16 protein-coding genes are annotated in these 18,114 nt (G+C 38.4%); 7 read left to right on the top strand and 9 right to left on the bottom strand.

What is annotated here, in order from left to right:
* Window positions 1-95 precede the first annotated feature (95 nt).
* A complete protein-coding gene (locus tag P256_RS07145; RefSeq protein ID WP_023273017.1) occupies window positions 96-848 on the bottom strand; it encodes a MipA/OmpV family protein in 753 nt (250 codons plus the stop codon).
* Between the two features lie 383 nt (window positions 849-1,231).
* On the opposite strand from P256_RS07145, the gene P256_RS07140 reads away from it, so the two are divergent.
* Complete coding sequence (locus P256_RS07140; RefSeq protein ID WP_155756751.1) at window positions 1,232-2,596, top strand: hypothetical protein; 1,365 nt, start codon at window positions 1,232-1,234, stop codon at window positions 2,594-2,596.
* A 41-nt stretch (window positions 2,597-2,637) separates the two neighbouring features.
* Here the strand turns inward: P256_RS07140 and hslO are convergent, their stop codons facing one another.
* The 6 genes from hslO to P256_RS07110 all read right to left on the bottom strand — a co-directional run bounded on the left by hslO (window position 2,638) and on the right by P256_RS07110 (window position 11,150).
* Complete coding sequence (gene hslO / locus P256_RS07135) at window positions 2,638-3,510, bottom strand: Hsp33 family molecular chaperone HslO (protein ID WP_023273015.1); 873 nt, start codon at window positions 3,508-3,510, stop codon at window positions 2,638-2,640.
* A gap of 50 nt (window positions 3,511-3,560) precedes the next feature.
* On the bottom strand, window positions 3,561-5,402 hold the full coding sequence (locus P256_RS07130) for a monovalent cation:proton antiporter-2 (CPA2) family protein (protein WP_023273014.1): 1,842 nt from the start codon (window positions 5,400-5,402) through the stop codon (window positions 3,561-3,563).
* A gap of 108 nt (window positions 5,403-5,510) precedes the next feature.
* Window positions 5,511-7,733 (bottom strand): primosomal protein N', encoded by a 2,223-nt coding sequence (locus P256_RS07125; RefSeq protein ID WP_023273013.1) that lies wholly within the window; start codon window positions 7,731-7,733, stop codon window positions 5,511-5,513.
* A 92-nt stretch (window positions 7,734-7,825) separates the two neighbouring features.
* Complete coding sequence (gene lnt / locus P256_RS07120) at window positions 7,826-9,373, bottom strand: apolipoprotein N-acyltransferase (protein ID WP_023273012.1); 1,548 nt, start codon at window positions 9,371-9,373, stop codon at window positions 7,826-7,828.
* A complete protein-coding gene (locus P256_RS07115) occupies window positions 9,370-10,209 on the bottom strand; it encodes an HlyC/CorC family transporter (RefSeq protein WP_023273011.1) in 840 nt (279 codons plus the stop codon). The genes lnt and P256_RS07115 overlap by 4 nt, the downstream gene beginning before the upstream one ends.
* A gap of 161 nt (window positions 10,210-10,370) precedes the next feature.
* Complete coding sequence (locus tag P256_RS07110; protein ID WP_023273010.1) at window positions 10,371-11,150, bottom strand: hypothetical protein; 780 nt, start codon at window positions 11,148-11,150, stop codon at window positions 10,371-10,373.
* Between the two features lie 165 nt (window positions 11,151-11,315).
* Here P256_RS07110 and tusA point away from each other — a divergent pair, with 165 nt between their 5' ends.
* Window positions 11,316-11,573 (top strand): sulfurtransferase TusA, encoded by a 258-nt coding sequence (tusA, locus tag P256_RS07105; RefSeq protein ID WP_023273009.1) that lies wholly within the window; start codon window positions 11,316-11,318, stop codon window positions 11,571-11,573.
* Window positions 11,574-11,608: 35 nt separating this feature from the next.
* On the opposite strand, the gene P256_RS07100 is transcribed toward tusA, so the two are convergent.
* On the bottom strand, window positions 11,609-13,318 hold the full coding sequence (locus tag P256_RS07100; RefSeq protein WP_023273008.1) for an electron transfer flavoprotein-ubiquinone oxidoreductase: 1,710 nt from the start codon (window positions 13,316-13,318) through the stop codon (window positions 11,609-11,611).
* A gap of 188 nt (window positions 13,319-13,506) precedes the next feature.
* Here P256_RS07100 and P256_RS07095 point away from each other — a divergent pair, with 188 nt between their 5' ends.
* The 5 genes from P256_RS07095 (at window position 13,507) to P256_RS07075 (ending at window position 17,853) form a co-directional block, all read left to right on the top strand.
* Window positions 13,507-14,118, top strand: a complete 612-nt coding sequence (locus tag P256_RS07095) for a DUF1285 domain-containing protein (protein ID WP_023273007.1) — start codon at window positions 13,507-13,509, stop codon at window positions 14,116-14,118.
* 64 nt (window positions 14,119-14,182) lie between these two features.
* On the top strand, window positions 14,183-15,028 hold the full coding sequence (gene murI / locus P256_RS07090) for a glutamate racemase (RefSeq protein ID WP_023273006.1): 846 nt from the start codon (window positions 14,183-14,185) through the stop codon (window positions 15,026-15,028).
* Between the two features lie 39 nt (window positions 15,029-15,067).
* The gene (locus P256_RS07085) at window positions 15,068-16,048 is read left to right on the top strand and encodes a DUF4062 domain-containing protein (RefSeq protein ID WP_040331944.1); all 981 of its coding nucleotides are present in this window, start codon (window positions 15,068-15,070) and stop codon (window positions 16,046-16,048) included.
* Between the two features lie 127 nt (window positions 16,049-16,175).
* On the top strand, window positions 16,176-17,192 hold the full coding sequence (hemH, locus tag P256_RS07080; protein ID WP_023273004.1) for a ferrochelatase: 1,017 nt from the start codon (window positions 16,176-16,178) through the stop codon (window positions 17,190-17,192).
* Window positions 17,193-17,208: 16 nt separating this feature from the next.
* Complete coding sequence (locus tag P256_RS07075; protein WP_023273003.1) at window positions 17,209-17,853, top strand: MBL fold metallo-hydrolase; 645 nt, start codon at window positions 17,209-17,211, stop codon at window positions 17,851-17,853.
* A gap of 1 nt (window position 17,854) precedes the next feature.
* Here the strand turns inward: P256_RS07075 and P256_RS07070 are convergent, their stop codons facing one another.
* Window positions 17,855-18,037: a DNA gyrase inhibitor YacG gene (locus P256_RS07070; protein ID WP_023273002.1), complete on the bottom strand. Its 183-nt coding sequence runs from the start codon at window positions 18,035-18,037 to the stop codon at window positions 17,855-17,857.
* Window positions 18,038-18,114 lie beyond the last annotated feature (77 nt).

Here is an 18,114-nt window from a genome sequence, read left to right as displayed (position 1 = left end):
TTATTGTGCTGATTTAGTCTAGAATGTTTTGCAGTTAAATAACATACTATTTTGAACAAAACATTAAAGAATGTGAGAAAGTATTTAAATTATTCTTAAAATTGGTATAAAAATCCAAGAGATGTTGAAATATCCGTTTGTTTGTTTACCATTGGGCTATGGTATTGCTGATTTGATAATCCAGTAATTTGTAGTCCGCCGTAAAGTGTCCATCGCGAGTTTAATTGATAAGCTGTATCTAAGCTAAGATAGGGTTGTAGGCTTTGTTTTGGATGGTACTCTTTTAAGCCAGTGGCTTGGGCCTCGGCTGTGCTTACGCCATAGTAGTAGTTATTATATTTTTTACTATTCCACTGTACACCAAGCTCAGGTGCAAAAGTCCATTTGTTGTAGTTGAGCTGTGCAAGATATGCAAATGTTGTAAATGCGCCGTGGCTTCTAGATAAGATGTCTTGTTCGGCTTGAACTTGAAAGCCGCCATATTGTGTAATGTAAGTATAGCTACCACCTGCCATGACAGAAGGTTTTCTTTTATTCAAATTATTGAGTTGGTCTGACGGTTTAAACTCGCTAGAGTCGTAATATAAGTTGAGTTTAAGTTTATGGTTTGGCTGATTTATGCCATAGATACCAACTTCATCACCATCTATATAGAAGTGTTGAGAGTCGTAGAAAATAGCAGGAAGAATTGTATTCGGGTTGTTTTGATTTTTATAAGCTTGAAAGTCGTAGGTATCAGTTAAGCCAACCTGTAGTTTAGAAGGTTCATCTGCATTTGCTAAAGAGAAACTATTTACCATGAGTAATGGGAGTATTATTATTTTTGTAGCGGCTAATTTCATCTTCATGCAAAGCTTCCATAGGTTTAGAATTCATATTCTAAGCCAATACATTCAAAAAACAGAAGTAATCTAAGAGTTAATTATTATATTAAACTTAAAATTTAACAATAAAAATAAATATATTCATAAAATTTTAAGTAATCTAGGTAAGCACGATGTCCTTTTATCTCGTTTACAAGGAGTTTAATATATTTATTAAAGCGTTAATTTTACGTTAATAATTAAGACATGGAGAGAAACATACTTTTCTAGCTAAGTTGGCCTAAGTGAGATGGTTATTACCATTGAGAATATTAGGTTATTAAAAATAATAGGTTAAAAGTAATTAATATTAAATGTATAGGTTTCTAATGCGTATAAAAAAACAATTATCTTTGCTTTTGCTATTCATGGCTTATCCTATTGTAGGATACAGCTTAACACCATCAGGATCTTGGACTTTGGTTGATGAAACCCCTGATGTTAAAGACTATTTTTTTCGAATTAATGTCGATCCTGGTGAGGAATATAATAATATTCCATCTGAAAAGACATCCCCCTCATCGGTATATTTTTCTCAATATGTTACTTTTACGCAGGCCAATGGAGGATATTTAGGGCTACAAAGAAGTGGTGGACAAAAACGTGCATTGGTTTCGATTTGGACAGGTGATAAACCTGAAGAAAAAAAATATTTTAATGCTGTAAGTGGTGTAATTCCGAAACTAGCAGATTGTAATGAGTTTGGTGGGTGTTCATCTATACAGGGGCCATACTCTTGGAAAGTAGGACATCAGTATCGTTTCAGGTTTGAAAAGAGTCCAACGTTAAAAGCGAAAGATGGTCAATGGTGGCAAATAACGCTTACAGATCTGACGGTCAATCGTACAGATGTGTTAGGTCAGTTAGAAACACCATTGAGTTTTGGGGGACTAAAAAAATCTAACTCTCTCTTTTTAGAGTATTTTTGGGGCCCTTACCGCTGTGATACCTTAAGGCATGCGGATACGACATACTACCCAATACAAGGTAATTGGGGTAAGTCTACTAGATTGGCATCAAAAGATAGTCGAGCTTATGGCGATGCACATGAGTGTGCTGACAACATACTTTTACCGAACTCATCTAAGGAAAGCATGGGGTCGAATTCCTATTTAGAGAAAGATAATTCTATTGAGGGAATAGGAAATCAGTATCGTGGTGTTCAAAAATGGGATGTTTCAACAGGCTATGCTAGACAGGGAATTTTCTATTCTAAAGACCCGAATGCAAAGTATCCAATATTATGGCAAGCAAAACGTACAGGTAACTTAGGAAATATTCCAACAGGAGAACAATCAAATAGTGACTGGCGCTTTATTGGTTTAGGTTATCCAATTATTAATGATTTGTACTTAAGCAATCGTCCATTATTTAAGTGGGAACAACGTAATAATAGCGATGTCGTTGTTGGTGATTATTTTGTGTATGAAAACCCATATACGAATGATGTTGAATATTTCAAAATTAAAAGAAAGCCAGCACACTATTTTCCAATCAATAAAACAAGCAATGAGGATTGGGAGTATATCGGTAGACACTTTATTAGGGGAGAACCTTTAAAGACACAGACTTACTCTACTTGGGGTGCGAATAATCGTTATGGACAAGTTGGTGAGGTTTTTAGGTCGGGTAATTCATTATTTCGTTTAAAAACAACGTCTCAATATTGGTACTTTCCAGACAATGGTGCTACGAGCAATACATGGTGGGATTTAATTGGAACTGTTCATTAATTATTGTTAGGAGGATAGTATCTATCCTCCTAACACTATGTTTAGCTTAAATGTTTGCCAAAAAGAGAAAGTGCCTCTTCTGCATTAAAGGTGTAGCGTGAATTACAGAATTGGCAATCCATTTCAATTGGATTCTGTGTTTCAAGTGTTTCTTTTACAGCATTTTCACCAATTTGTATGAGTGCATTGACACATTTCTCACGAGAGCAGGTACATGCAAACTGAAGTGACTCTTGCTCAGGTAATGTGACATCTTCTTCATGGTATAGGCGGAATAAGATTTCTTGGGCATCAAGTCCTGTCAGTTCATCTGCTTTGAGTGTGTTTGTCAGCATAATGAGGCGAGGCCATAGATCTTCATCAATGGTTTCTTGCTCTTCTTCGGTACGTGGAAGTAGCTGTATAAGTAAACCACCCGATGCTTCTGTGGTACTGGCAAGTACAATATGTGTTGGTATCTGTGCAGATAGGTCATAATACTGCATGAGACATTGTGCAAGCGTTGGTTTATCTAAAGGTACAATCCCTTGATAGCGTTCGCCCATCTCAGGCTCAATATTAATGAACAACACAGGTTGTTCTAAGGTAGAGAGTACGGCACTGCTGTCGGTTGCTTGAGCAAAGCGATCATCATCTGAAAAATCTGCTAACGCACGTATTTCACCAAGGTGGTTGCATTCAGCCATTGCCCACTTGAGTGTACCTTTCGCCTGAATTTGTAAGCTAATTCGACCTTTAATTTTTAAGGTACTTGCAAGTAATGCAGTTGCACTGAGCATTTCCCCAAGTAGTACTTGAATCGCCTTAGGGTAAACACGTTGAGATAAAATGGTTTGCAGGGCTTCATCTAAATGAACAACCTCACCACGAACAGGGCAGTTTTCAATATAAAAACGTTGACGTAAGTTAGACATATATTTCTCCAATCCCTTTAGTTAATGGTGGCATCATAAAAAAACACAAGCTATTCGTTTTCATTTCGTGAGACATTGATGCGTTGTTGTTCAAGACCACGGCGTAAGTTGACTTCATTTTCTTTGGGCTCAACCTTGGTGTCACTTTCAAATAAATGCTCAAGCTCTGCCAGTGCATTGCGGTGTGTTTCAAATACTTTTTGTTCATCGTTATAAATACTTTGCTGTTCTGCCAGTAGCTTTTCATCATAATCACGGAAAAGTTCTATTTTTTCATAAGCCTCTTGATCTTCCATACCCAACTCTCGAAGTGCACGATAAGCAAGGCCTAAAGAAGAAAGGTAGGTTTCTCGCCAAATATGAGTAACACCAATATCACGCAATAAATGTACATGATGACGGTCACGTGCACGAACCAATAATTTTACATGAGGATAGTTGAGTGTGATGTGCCGTGCAGTGTTGAGTGAGTCTTCAACATCATCAATTGCAAGTACAAAAACTTTGACATGCTCGATTCCTGCCGATCTTAACAACTCAGGTTGTGTGACATCACCATAGTAAATTTTTCCGCCGTAGCGACGTACAAAGTCAATTTGTTTTAGGCTTGAGTCTATAGCAATAAATGGAATGTGCTGTAAGCGTGCAATACGAGCAATAATTTGTCCGAAACGACCGAAGCCTGCAATCATCATTGGACTTTCATGGCTTGGGATTTCATCAAAATCTTGTTGATTGTTTTTTTCAAGGCGAGGAATGACAAAGCGTGTCATGAACCAATATAAAATTGGTGTAAAGACCATGGAAAGAGTAACAATGAGTGTGACAGGCTCAAGTAAGCTTTGAGAGAGTAATTGTTCGCTATGCGCGACATTAAAAACAACAAAAGCAAATTCGCCACCTTGTGCAAGGCATGTACCAAGCATCAGGCTATTTTTCCATGTATTTTTGTAGTATTTGCCAATGAGTGTGATGGAAATAAGCTTGATGAGTAAAAGTGCGATTGCACCACCAATAATAAGCAAGGGATTATTAAATAGGGTGGAGAGTTGAGTTGTCATCCCCACGGTCATAAAGAAGAGCCCCAATAAGAGTCCTTTAAATGGTGCAATACTTGCTTCAAGCTCGTGTCGGAATTCGGAGTCTGCCAGCAAGACGCCTGTTAAGAATGCACCTAAGGTTGTGCTTATACCGAGTGTTTCCATGAGTAGAACCACCCCAAGTACAATAAAAAGGGCGACTGCTGTAATAAGCTCACTTGCACCACTTTTTGCAACAAACCTAAAAAATGGGCGCATGACGAAACGACTAAATAAAAATAAACCACTAAATGTTGCAATAATCGCTGCAAAATAGGCAATGCCATGATGTGCAGAAGATGTACCTGCAAGTAAAGGAATGACGGCAAGTAAAGGAATGGCAGCGATATCTTGAAAGAGAAGAATTGAAAATGACTTTTGACCATACGTGGTGTTGAGTTCTTGTTTTTCATTGAGTAATTGTAAAACAAATGCTGTAGATGAAAGCGCGAGCGCAAATCCAACAGCAAAACTTGTAGGAATACTTTGTTGGAAGAAAAACCAAAGAATTGCCATGAAAATAAAACCAGTCACACCGACTTGCAAGCTCCCCATAGCAAAAATAGCTTGTCGCATTTGCCACAGTCGTTGAGGGCGTAATTCTAGTCCAATAAGAAACATCAGTAGAATAACGCCAAACTCTGCTAACTCCATAATAGACTGAGGGTCATTGGCAACATTGAGCACACTTGGCCCTAAAATAATACCTGTAAATAAGTAACCTAGAACGGTGGCAATACCTAACCGTTTGCCTAGAGGTACAATAATAAGACATGCACCTAAGAAGATAGTCATTTGTAGTAAAAGTGACATGCAAGTGTCCTAAATCATAGACCGTCTAAGGTCTTTGTTAGTATGTAATTGAAAATGAATTATGCCATGTGAAGATCACAATAATTTGAAACTGTATCAAATTATTACTTAGTTCAGCTCTTGTGGGTCTACATCAATAGAAAGTCTGATATGTGTAGGACATTGAGAAAGTACAAATGACCACCAATGTCTGACGTAATAATGTAGATGTGCGCGTTCTTTTCCTAAAATGACCAAATGTGCTTGGTATTTTCCTGCTTTGCGTTGCATAGGTGCGGGAATAGGTCCCCATATTTCTAGGTGTTGTGCCGATATTTCTTGTAAATTTTTAGAAATTTCAGTGAGGAACTGTAAGTTTTTCTGCTCGTCTTTAGACTCACTACGAACTAAAACAGTGTAGCGATAAGGTGGCAGTAATGCAGTCTGGCGTTCTTTTAATGTTTGCTGTGCAAATACACGATAGTCTTTAGAAATAAGTGTGTTTAATGTGGGATGGTCGGGGCGAAGTGTTTGTAAAAAAACCTCTCCTTTTTTCTCTCCACGACCTGCACGACCTGAGACCTGAACAATCATTTGCGCCGTTCGCTCGGGTGCACGAAAGTCTACACTGAGCAACCCTGCATCTATATCTAAAATAGCCACTAAGGTGACATAAGGAAAATGATGCCCTTTAGCAAGCATCTGTGTGCCGAGTAAAATCAGTGGTTTATTTTGGTGTATTTTTTCATATATTTTTTCGAGGCTGCCTACGCGGCTTGTACTGTCACGGTCTACTCGAATAATTTCTGTATCGGGAAATAGTTCTTTAAGACCATCTTCGACTTTTACTGTGCCTAAGCCAATGGGCTTTAATGTTTCTTGTTTACACTCGGGACAGCTTGGGGGTAAAACTTGAATAAGCCCACAGTGATGGCAATGTAAATGCTGGTAAGGCTGTGTATGTAGCGTAAAGTGTGCATCACAATTTGGACAGTTGGCTTGCCATCCGCAGTGCTCACACATCAGCACAGGTGCGTAGCCACGTCTATTTAAAAAAATAAGTACTTGTTCTTGTTGTTGCAAGCGTTGCTTGATGTGGCCAATCAAATATTGACTAAGCCCATGGACTTTTGGACTCACTTTGAGGTCGATCAGATGCATTTTGGGCAGGACAGCATTGCCTGTACGTGTATTTAAAGTGAGGTGCTGAATTTTCTTTTGCTCAACCAATGCAAAGCTGTCTATGCTTGGGGTTGCTGAGCCTAAGATAATTGGGCATTTTTCAAGATAAGCCCGATATAAAGCAACGTCTCTAGCATGGTAGCGAAAGCCATCTTGTTGTTTAAAAGATAAGTCATGTTCTTCATCTAAAATAATGAGACCAAGATGCGGTAATGGTGTATAAATGGCAGAGCGTGTGCCTAAAATAATTGAGGCTTGTCCTGTTTGTGCTTGCTGCCATGCATGTAAGCGCTGTACATCTGTTAGCCCTGAATGAAGTAGGGTGATATGACAATCAAACCTTGCTCTAAAGCGAGAAATTGTTTGAGAGGTCAGTCCAATTTCAGGGACTAAAACAAGAACTTGTTTTCCTTGTTTTAGTACGTCATACATGACTTGCAAGTAGACTTCTGTCTTTCCACTGCCTGTAATGCCATCGAGTAAAAAGGCTTGATAAGTGTCTTGTTTTTCTAAGATTTGATCAATCGCATTTTTCTGGTCTTCATTTGCCGTTAAAGGGATTTGTGCCAATTGTATAGGCTTTGCAGAAAAGTCGATATTTTTTTCAGTTTCTTGGATGATTTGCTTTTTTTCTAAAGCACGAAGAGTCGGTAGCGAAAAACCCTCATTAATAAGGCTTGTTTCAAAGCAAGGTTCTATTTGTCTAAGTAAATGGGTATATGCCGTGCGCTGTTTTTCTGAGCGTTTAAGCTTCTCGTTCGCATCAAAGTCAATAACTTTCCAAGCAGGCGCTGTTCGTGCATAAGCGTAGCCTTGTCGTAAACGTGTAGGAAAGGCACTTTGTACAACCTCACCAATCGGAAACAGATAGTATTGAGCTGACCATTTTAATAAGGATATTACTTTTTGAGTGATTAGCGATGAAGGGTCTAAGACTTCTAAAATATGTTTAAGCTTAAATTTGGTTTCTTGTGGAGTATTGGGTGGCACCTTTTCCATAACAACGGCAATACATTGCTGACGACCAAAAGGTACTTTCACGCGTGAACCAATTTCAAGGTTGGTGTATTGCTCAGCAGTTACTAAGTAGTCAAAGCAGTCATGAAGTGGCAATGGCACAGCAACACGAATACGAAGTGGATGACTAGAAGTTACTGTGTTTAATACCATAGGACTTAAGCGTGTTTTCTATATTTTGAAAGATTTTAGCATGCTATTTTAGATCTCATATAAAAAAACAACCTCCATATGGAGGTTGTTTTTTAACGCCGTGATTTAAACGATACATCAATTTGCTTTGGTCGATAATAAATACCTAAACCAAGTAAAAGCACTGAAAAAATAAGGATTGGTAGATCACCTAAACGGTTATATAGGGTTTGTCCTGAGAATGCAGGAAGGTCATGTCGTAATACAAACGGTCGATCAATCGGGGCTTGTGAAACGATTTGTCCTTTTTCATTGATAAATGCAGTTACCCCTGTATTGGTTGCGCGGATAAACCATCGACCATTTTCTTTGGCTCTCATTTGAACCATTTGCAAATGTTGCCATGGGCCCGCTGTACCAGAGAACCAAGCATCATTAGATACCGTCACCATAAAGTCACTATGCTGTGCATTAGTACGGGTAAGATTTGGGTAAGCAACTTCATAGCAAATTGCTGTACCTAAGTCATGTTGTTTTACATTTAATGCTTTTTGTCTAGAAGGCCCTGCTGAAAGACTACCTTCGGTAATGTCATCTTGGAGGGCAGGTAAAACCCATTTTAACAGTCCTGCAAATGGGACATATTCTCCAAAAGGAACAAGGCGTTGCTTTTCATATAACCCTGATGTTTGGTCGCCTAAGGCCATTAAACTGTTATAAAAAATGCTTTTACCTGCATGTATAGATGCATTTTCATCGTAGTATGGAATACCACTCAGCCAAGCTGAATGATGAATTTTGGCTGTTTGAGCAATCTCTTCTATAAACGGCGCAACGGCTGTTTGTGTCATAGGTATTGCAGACTCAGGCCATACAATTAGGTCGCGTCCCCATTCAGTTGCGCTTAGGTTCTGATAGATTTCTAAGGTACGGTCTTGGTATGTACTTAACCACTTTAAGTCTTGAGGAATATTTCCTTGAACTAGTGAAACACTTAGCGGTCTTTCATTTTTAGGTTGTACAAACTGTAAATAAGATGCACCCCAAGCGCCTATAAGTAATGTAAAAATTGGAAAAACCCAAAAAATACGTTTACGTATAATCTCAACACAAGCTGCAGCAATGAGTACAGCAACAAAAGAAACACTTAAAACACCAAAAAGTGGTGCATAGTCATCTAAAAAAGCACCTGTAAATGCATAACCAACAAATAACCATGGGAACCCTGTAAATAACCATGTTTTTAGCCATTCAAATAAAATCCAAATGGGAGCAAATATCAGTGGTGTTTCAGGAAAAAATCGCTTATATGTCCATGTTTGAACGGCACTAAATAGTCCCATTGTCATGGCGAGCAGAGCAATAAGAAGTACACCAATGGGCGTACTTATATTTCCATAGTTATGAATCGATGCAAATAGCCAAAAAGCGCCTGTAAACCATAAGCCAAAACCGAAACTCCAACCAATAAGAAATGCTTGTCTTGGCTTACGTTGTATTAGACATGCATACAGTAATGCAGGTGAAAGTAGAGCAATCCACCAATAGTGATATGGTGCTAAGGATAGACTAAAAATCCCACCTGAGATTAAAGCAATAATGCAGATCACAAAGGTAGGAAGTTTGAAATTTTTATGAGCCGTAGATGTTACTTGGCTCATTGACGAACAGCCCGAATCAGTTGAATGGTTCGTGTATCTGCTTCAATAATGGTAAATTTCCAATCTTTAATTTCTATAGTTTGACCTTTTAAATCATTTACGAGGCCAATTTCTTGAAGAAGTAAACCACCTACAGTTTCTACCTCGTCATCAGAAAAATCTGCGTCTAACAATTCATTAAAGTATTCTATAGGTGTGAGCGCTTGTACAATCCAAGCATGTGCAGTGTCATGCTTTGCATCTGGAAGAATAAGTTGTCCTTCTTCATCTGCTTTATCATGTTCATCTTCAATCTCACCGACAATCTCTTCTAAGATGTCTTCAAGGGTTACAAGTCCTGAAGTTGCACCATATTCATCAATGACCATTGCAATATGCGTTTGTGTATTTTTAAGCATACGCAATAGTTGGTCTGAGCGTGCACTTTCAGGAATAAATAGAGGCTGACGCATCAGTGCACGAATATCTACTTTTGCCGTAGGTTCAGATAAAAATGGCAGTAAATCTTTTGCAAGAAGTACACCTACCACAGTGTCAGGTTGGTCGGCAGAGAAAACTGGAAAACGAGAGTGTGCAGAGTCGATAAGCACATGGAGGATGTCTAGTAGTTGATCATCCTCTTGTAAGCTGACCATTGCAGTACGTGGTGTCATGACCTCACGTATTTTTGTTGCAGGGAGGTCGAGTACGCCCTCAAGCATTGCAACAGTATCAGGTTCTAAAAAACGACGAGAGTCTTGTACAAGTTTGAGTAACTCATCTCTGGTTTCTGGTGCGGTGCCTAACCATTTTCTTAAGCCGCGCATACCCCACGATGAGCCTGATTCCTCTTGCATGATCCTTCCTAAATAGGTGTATTTGTTATCAAAGTAGAGGAGTCATCATACCTAAGAAAAAGGGTTCATGCATTAATAAAACCATGTCAAATATGTAAAAATAACAAATCACAATACGCTGAGTATATGGAGGTGTGAACAATGTGGAAATTGTGAATTTATTATAAAATGAGTAAGCCTTTTGCCCAAGCGAAACTAGAGATAGATGCAATACTGCCTATTACGATACAAATTTTCATAACAAGAGGAAGGTCTCTCCAACGTGCTTGAGCATAGCCATGACGATGAAAAATTTCAGGTTTATTCATTCCTGTAATAAAAGTACCTAGACCGGACATAAAACCTAGTGGAAGTAAAAGTGCCAATACGGGAATTTTACTATTTGTACTATAGTAGATTGAATGGCACATATAGCCTGTAAATGCCATGATGGCTATTCCTATACACCTGCTTTTTAAGCGGTCTTTTGAAAACGTTTGTGCTATTTCAGCTTCGTTGATACAGGTTTGCGGTTTTTCTATATCGGGAATAATTTGTTGTAAGGGCTTAATAGCTTGATAGAGCGCTTTGAATCGTTTAAATGATTGAATATTTTTGTAGGTAAAATATAAAAATAGTAATAAAGCAAAAGCAAAGTACCAAGCAGCAAAGAATGTAAAGGTTCCCACAATGAGAGTAAGAAGGCTACAAGAAAAGATTGAGGCAATGGAGAGCATTAAGTTTGAACGTAATTGTATTAAAATTAAACGTTTTCGGGTGGAAAACTCACTAGCATTTGAGCCATAGGGAATTTTTCCTAACCATTTATCTAGCGTTAGATCAAATGCAGCATCGGTACGGTCGAGTCCAATGCCATAGTGGACAATATTCTTTAAGGCATCAATTTCGGCATCATATTTACCGAGTGTTTGAGAGGTTAAGAAATTTTTATTAAGTTGCATGAAGGTTTAAATGTCAGATCATTGATATTTAAAACAAATTATAGCTTAAGATTCTTAATAAAATGTGACTTATTTGGCATTTTTAATCTTGTTAGCCCTGTTCAATGTGATGCATGAATAGAGTTTATGGTAAAATGATGATTATTTATGTGTAAAGAGAAAGCTATGTCTGATTCGTCAATGACTGTGCATGTTCAATTAGATACCAAAGGCTTGTATTGCCCCGATCCGATTATGAAGCTACGTCAGGCGATACGTAAAATACAGTCAGGTGAGGTTGTGGAGGTGTTTGCAACAGATATTTCAACGTCTTGGGATATCCCTCGTTTTTGTGTACACATGAACCATGAGTTAGTATTAAAAGAAGAATATTTAGATGATAAGGGGCATAAAGAGTACCGTTATCTCATAAAAAAAGGATAAAAAATAAGCCCCTAAAAGTTAGAGGCTTATCTTAATTACATATTTGGATAGTTTGGACCACCGCCACCTTCAGGTGTCACCCATGTAATATTTTGTGATGGATCTTTAATATCACATGTTTTGCAATGCACGCAGTTTGCAGCATTAATTTGGAAGCGTTTGGTGTTGTCTTCCTCAATAATTTCATAAACCCCAGCAGGGCAATAACGCTGTGCTGGCTCATCCCATTTTGGCAAATTCACATTTACAGGAATAGTCGCATCTGTCAATTTCAAATGAGATGGTTGGTTTTCTTCGTGTACTGTATTTGAAATAAAGACAGAAGATAAACGGTCAAATGTAAGCGTACCATCGGGTTTTGGATAGTTTGGCTTAAAGTTCTCGGCATCTATTGTTTTTAAGGCAGCAAAGTCTGGAACAGTGTCATGCAGTGTAAATGGTACTTTAAAGATGTTTTGGTCAACAAAGTTAAATGCGCCACCAAACCATTGACCAAACTTATGCATGGCAGGGCCAAAGTTACGAGAATTATAAAGTTCCTCTTTTAACCAGCTTTGGTTATATTTTTCTGTATATGCAGTGACTTCAGTAATGAAGTGATCTTCATCTTCTGTCGTGCGTGCAATACCAATTTCGCCGCCTTTTTCTACACCATTTGCAATCGCTTCAAAGACCGCCTCTGCACACAGCATGCCAGATTTCATTGCGGTATGAGAGCCTTTAATTTTGGCGAAGTTTAGGAAGCCTGCATCATCACCAATAAGGCAACCACCCGGGAAAGTGAGTTTTGGTAAAGCATTAAAACCGCCTTTAACCACTGCGCGTGCGCCGTAAGAAATACGTTTACCACCTTCTAAATATTGTTTAATAAGAGGGTGAGTTTTCCAACGTTGCATTTCCATAAATGGATACATATTTGGGTTGGTATAAGAAAGGTCAATAATCATGCCTAAAGTCACTTGATTATTTTCTGCATGGTATAACCACCAACCGCCTGAAGATGCTGTTTCAGACAATGGCCAACCTGCACCATGCATAACTAAACCTTCTTTATGCTTTTCAGGGTCAATTTCCCAAAGCTCTTTAATTCCAATGCCGTAGTGTTGAGGATCTGCATCTTTGTCTAGTTTAAAGTTTTCGATAAGACGTTTACCAAGATGCCCACGGCAGCCTTCTGCAAAAATGGTATATTTTGCATGCAGCTCATAACCAGGCGTAAAGTGAGCTGTCGGTTCACCATCTTTACCTACACCCATGTCACCCGTTTGAATGCCTTTTACTGTGCCATTTTCATGATACAAAATTTCAGAGGCAGCAAACCCCGGAAAAACCGCAACTTCTAATTCTTCGGCCTTTTCACCTAACCAACGAACAACATTACCGAGTGAAACGACATAGTTTCCGTCATTGTGCATGGTTTTTGGAACCATCCAGTGAGGTGCTTCTTGATGTTTTGTATCCGACATTAAGAAGAAAGTTTTGTCTTCTGTAACAGGTACGTTAAGTGGTGCACCTTCCTCTTTCCAATTTGGAAAAAGTTCATTTAATGCACGTGGTTCAAGGACAGCACCAGAAAGAATATGTGCACCGACTTCGGAGCCCTTTTCTACGACACAAACGGTTAAATCGGATAAGTCATGTTCAATTGCTAACTGACGAATTTTTATTGCAGCAGAAAGACCAGCAGGCCCTGCACCAACAATAACAACGTCAAACTCCATCGATTCGCGTTCGATGTGTTCCATGTAGGACTCCTCATATTGAAAAGGGTGGCAACCAAACGGTACATTGTGGTGCTGCCATGAGTGTTTTCTATAGACACAAACCTAAGACATATATGAAATGATATGCCTGAGATATAATCAATTTAGATGTATAGAATAGCCTATTGGCTGATATGTGTGTATTTTCTGTCAAATGGGGGATAAAAGCGATGGGAAAAGGTGATATTTCTCTCAGTATGTATAAAAAACAGTCAAATTTAAACAATAAAAGTTTAGATTCAATTTTACAAAGTGTAAAAGCAGAGCAGACCTCACAAAAAAAACAAATTCCACCTCTTGATCAATGGAATCCCCAAAGTTGTGGGAAAATGGATTTATGTATTCGTGCCAATGGTACATGGTGGCATGAGGGTGTACCAATTCAGCGAGCATCTATGATTCAGTTGTTTTCGCATATTTTATGTAAGGAAGAAAATAAGTATTACCTTAAAACACCTGCTGAGAAAGTAGAAATTCAAGTTGAAGATGCACCACTTTTTGTGAATCGCATTGAGCAAGTTGTCGAGAATGACAGCGTATGGATTTATGCGTATACAACAGATGATGATATTGTTGTTTTAAATGAAAAAAATAGTATTGTGATGAAGGATTTTGAAGGTGAAGTACGCCCATATATTTATATTCGATATGGCTTGTATGCTCTAATCCAACGGTCTGCATTTTTCCACCTGATTGATGCAGGTGAGTTAGTAGAAAACGAACAAGGACAGACGGAGCTTATCCTGCAAAGTGGAGATTTTCGCTTGCATTTAATGGCTTGAGGTTTAACATTTACATGATAATGAACTTTTAAAATAAATATCCCATGAATGAGCCACATTACATATGCAAATGAACCGAAAAAAGGCATCTGCTGATGCACCGATAGGTGTGTTTGATTCAGGGGTAGGTGGGCTGTCTATTGCAAATGATATTTTAAAGCATTTGCCACATGAACATATAAAATACCTTGCAGATACTGCCCATGTGCCCTATGGCGCACGGGAAGATGATGACATTCGTCATTTAACAGCACAAGCAGTAGATTGGTTATACCAACAAGGATGTAAAGCTGTTGTGGTGGCATGTAATACCGCATCTGCCTTTAGTTTAGATTACTTACGAGAATACTATGGCAGTGATTTTCCAATTATAGGTTTAGTTCCTGCCCTAAAACCTGCTGTTTTAAATACGAAGAATAAAGTCGTGGCTGTGCTTGCGACACCTGCAACATTTCGTGGCAAATTGATTAAAGATGTGATGCTACGTTTTGCTGAACCTTTGGGGGTAAGTGTTTTACCGATTACTTCTTTAGAGCTAGTGCCACTTGTAGAAGCAGGTCAGCAAAACAGTCCTAAAATGCATAGATTGTTAAAAGAAATTCTACAGCCTGCGGTAGATAAAAAAGCAGATCAATTGGTTTTAGGTTGTACCCATTATCCTTTTTTAAAAGCAAGTATCGAGTATGTTTTTCCCAATCAGTTTGAATTGGTCGACTCAGGTCAAGCTGTTGCAAGGCAATTAAGTCATGTGCTTTCGCATCATCATTTAATAAATGAAGTTGTTCCAATAACAAAAAGCCCACAAATGACCTGCTATTTTACAGGTGGGTATACACCTCAAATCAAAATAGTGTTACAACATTTAATTGCGGAAGATATTGATTGGAAAGTAAGTTACTTATCGGATTAATTTCTTTCTTTTAGCAGTGATTAACAATTGAGTTCACACATGGTCGATAAGCGATATCAGATATTTATCTCAACCTCTGGAGAAGAGATGTCTGCTGAAAATCGACTGATTTGTCAGACGCTTGTCGCAATGGGGTATTTTGTTTGGGGTGTGGAAAAACGATGTGAAATAACAACGACTTTAGCACGTCGCCAAATAGATGAATGTGATTATGTTATTTTATTGCTTGGTGATGAATATGGTCAGCAGTCGGCTTCAGGTGTAAGTTATGTGCAACTAGAATATATTTATGCCTTGGCAAGACAAAAACCGATGATGGTTTTTATACATAAAAATATAGAACAAGAAAATAGTGCATCTTTGGTGAATGAAGTACATAAAAAGTTTAATAATTTTCGTGAACTCATTAAGCAAGAAGTCAAAGATATATTTGAATATGACACATTAGATCAGCTTACTGAACAAGTAAAAAAATATATACCTATGATGTCAAATCGTTATCCAACTCAAGGTTGGGTACGTGCATATAATACAAGGCTTTTACAAGATGAGATACAGCGCCTTAAAAGCAAGGTGGCACAATTTGAACTTCACTTTGAAAGTCAGCAGCAGCCGATGCATGGTCATCAATCTGCACAACTGTCGGATATTTTTGCATTGGATTATCAGGTTTATGCCTATGAAAATGATTCATTTGAAGTGATTGTAAGAACAGTATGTTTAACATGGTTGGAAATAGTTCAAATATTAGGACGTTCTTTTTTTAAACCCCAAACTGAAGAGGTATTTTCCCAGTGTTTGAATAAGCACTTAATGCAAGTTGCATGGCCAATATTGAGCAAAGAAAACCCACATTTAAGCCATATTACAAATGTTGCAATTCATATGCGTGCTTTATATTTAATTAAGCTCCACGTGAAACAAAGCCACTGGATTATGCCTGTTGGTCGAGATCATAGACAGCGTATTCTTTGGCAAGTGAGTAAAGATATTCAGAATATTTTGAAAAAAATTATATAAAATATAAATTTATTGAATGATTGTGAATAACGATAAGTTTTAGCAAAAAAAACCAGTAACCATATTATTTTAATTAAAATTCAAAACCGTTAAAGTAGATAAAAATATTTCGAGCGTATGAGTGAAAATGAAACAAGATAAACCAAAAATCACAGTAATTCTCGCTAACCTTGGCACGCCAGATGAACCAACAGCACCTGCTGTTAGTCGATATTTAAAAGAGTTTTTGTCAGATCAACGCGTTGTTGAAATTCCTAAAGTGATTTGGCAAATTATTTTACGCCTTTTTGTACTGCCACGCCGTCCGAAGCGTGTGGCAGAAGCATATGCTTCAATTTGGTGGAAAGATTCGCCAATGCGTGAAATCTTATTTGATCAAGCAGATTATTTAAAAAAATCGTTACCTGAGAAATATCCTGAGTTTGACTTAAATATTGTCCCACTCATGACCTATGGTAATCCGGGTATGAAAGCATTGCTTGCAGATTTAGATGGCAGTAAAACGGATCATATTTTATTGTTCCCACTTTATCCGCAATACTCTGCAACATCTACTGCACCACAGTATGACTTGCTTTCAAAGTGGGCATTAAAACAGCGTAATTTACCGGGTATTAGTATTATTCGTGATTATTACCAGCACCCGTTATATATTCGTGCGCTTGCAGAAAGTGTAAAACGGTTTCGTGCCGAACATGGTACAGCCGATAAACTTTTAATGTCTTTCCATGGTATTCCACAGCCATTCGCAGATAAAGGCGATCCATACCCAGAGCGTTGTCGTACAACTGCTAAATTGGTAGCACAAGAGCTTGGTTTACAAGAGAGTGAGTGGGCAATTAGCTTCCAATCACGTTTTGGTGCGCAAGAATGGGTGCGTCCTTATACCGATGAGTTGTTAGATGAATGGGGTAAAAGCGGTATTAAATCTGTTCAAATTATGAGTCCTGCCTTTTCGGCAGATTGTTTGGAAACTTTAGAAGAGTTGGCTGTTGAAAATGCGGAAAACTTCAAAAAAGCAGGTGGTGAATCTTATGCCTATATTCCTGCATTGAATACAGATGAAATGCATTTAACACTTTTCCAAACATTATTGACCGCACATTTAGACGCGATCAAGGTAACATTGGCGCAATACGAATAAATAAGAAGGGATGCCCATGCTACAAGTTAAGATTGTACCTGTGACGCCATTTGCACAAAACTGTTCAATTGTTTGGGACAGTAAAAGTAAAGAAGCCATTATTATTGATGCGGGTGGCGATGCACAAAGAATTCAACAAGAGGTACAAGCCCTTGGAATTCAGGTTAAGCAATTGTGGCTGACACATGGGCATCTTGACCATGCAGGGGCAGTTGGTGAGCTTGCACGTGTGTGGAACATTCCTGTGATTGGCCCACATAAGGAAGATCAGTTTTGGTTAGATATGCTTCAAGATGTCTCTGCACAATATGGTTTCCCGATTCCTGAACCTGTTCATGTATCGACTTGGCTTGAGGGCAATGAAGTACTCACACTAGGTCAGCATCAGTTTGAAGTGAGATTTGCACCGGGGCACACACCGGGGCATGTTATTTTTTATAATGCTGAACATAATTTATTGTGGGCAGGAGATGTGCTATTTAAAGAATCGATTGGTCGTACAGATTTTCCAAGAGGGAATCATCAGCAACTTATCGACTCCATTCATAGCACATGTTTTACGTTGCCTGATGAAACGCAATTTATTCCCGGACATGGTGAAATGAGTACCATTGGTCATGAGAAAAAACTCAATCCCTTTGTATCGGGTCGAATAGGTTAGTTTAGAAATCTTCTTCTCTTGAGAGTTCAGATTGTGGTGCATCTTGTGTGGGTAAACGGTATGTTTCATTTGCCCATGCGCCAAGATCAATCATCTTACAACGTTCTGAGCAAAATGGACGAAATGCATTGTCTTGCCATTTCGCAGGCTCACCACAGCGCGGACATGGGATATAGCGTGTCATAAAAAAACATCCAAATATGAGAGTAAAAGTAGGCAATAAGTCTTCTGCTTGTTAGACTTATGCCAATTTTTACTAGT

The sequence above is a fragment of the Acinetobacter nectaris CIP 110549 genome, from assembly GCF_000488215.1.
In the GTDB taxonomy this organism is placed as follows: Bacteria; Pseudomonadota; Gammaproteobacteria; order Pseudomonadales; family Moraxellaceae; genus Acinetobacter; species Acinetobacter nectaris.
Note: the sequence above shows the minus strand (reverse complement) of the source record. Positions and strands in the feature narration are given on the sequence as shown.

What these genes read in the sequence shown, in the direction of transcription:
- P256_RS07145 (WP_023273017.1), bottom strand. Translation starts at nt 848, where the DNA reads ATGAAGATGAAATTAGCCGCTACAAAAATAATAATACTCCCATTACTC.
- P256_RS07140 (WP_155756751.1), top strand. Translation starts at nt 1,232, where the DNA reads ATGGCTTATCCTATTGTAGGATACAGCTTAACACCATCAGGATCTTGG.
- hslO (WP_023273015.1), bottom strand. Translation starts at nt 3,510, where the DNA reads ATGTCTAACTTACGTCAACGTTTTTATATTGAAAACTGCCCTGTTCGT.
- P256_RS07130 (WP_023273014.1), bottom strand. Translation starts at nt 5,402, where the DNA reads ATGTCACTTTTACTACAAATGACTATCTTCTTAGGTGCATGTCTTATT.
- P256_RS07125 (WP_023273013.1), bottom strand. Translation starts at nt 7,733, where the DNA reads ATGGTATTAAACACAGTAACTTCTAGTCATCCACTTCGTATTCGTGTT.
- lnt (WP_023273012.1), bottom strand. Translation starts at nt 9,373, where the DNA reads ATGAGCCAAGTAACATCTACGGCTCATAAAAATTTCAAACTTCCTACC.
- P256_RS07115 (WP_023273011.1), bottom strand. Translation starts at nt 10,209, where the DNA reads ATGCAAGAGGAATCAGGCTCATCGTGGGGTATGCGCGGCTTAAGAAAA.
- P256_RS07110 (WP_023273010.1), bottom strand. Translation starts at nt 11,150, where the DNA reads ATGCAACTTAATAAAAATTTCTTAACCTCTCAAACACTCGGTAAATAT.
- tusA (WP_023273009.1), top strand. Translation starts at nt 11,316, where the DNA reads ATGTCTGATTCGTCAATGACTGTGCATGTTCAATTAGATACCAAAGGC.
- P256_RS07100 (WP_023273008.1), bottom strand. Translation starts at nt 13,318, where the DNA reads ATGGAACACATCGAACGCGAATCGATGGAGTTTGACGTTGTTATTGTT.
- P256_RS07095 (WP_023273007.1), top strand. Translation starts at nt 13,507, where the DNA reads ATGGGAAAAGGTGATATTTCTCTCAGTATGTATAAAAAACAGTCAAAT.
- murI (WP_023273006.1), top strand. Translation starts at nt 14,183, where the DNA reads ATGCAAATGAACCGAAAAAAGGCATCTGCTGATGCACCGATAGGTGTG.
- P256_RS07085 (WP_040331944.1), top strand. Translation starts at nt 15,068, where the DNA reads ATGGTCGATAAGCGATATCAGATATTTATCTCAACCTCTGGAGAAGAG.
- hemH (WP_023273004.1), top strand. Translation starts at nt 16,176, where the DNA reads ATGAAACAAGATAAACCAAAAATCACAGTAATTCTCGCTAACCTTGGC.
- P256_RS07075 (WP_023273003.1), top strand. Translation starts at nt 17,209, where the DNA reads ATGCTACAAGTTAAGATTGTACCTGTGACGCCATTTGCACAAAACTGT.
- P256_RS07070 (WP_023273002.1), bottom strand. Translation starts at nt 18,037, where the DNA reads ATGACACGCTATATCCCATGTCCGCGCTGTGGTGAGCCTGCGAAATGG.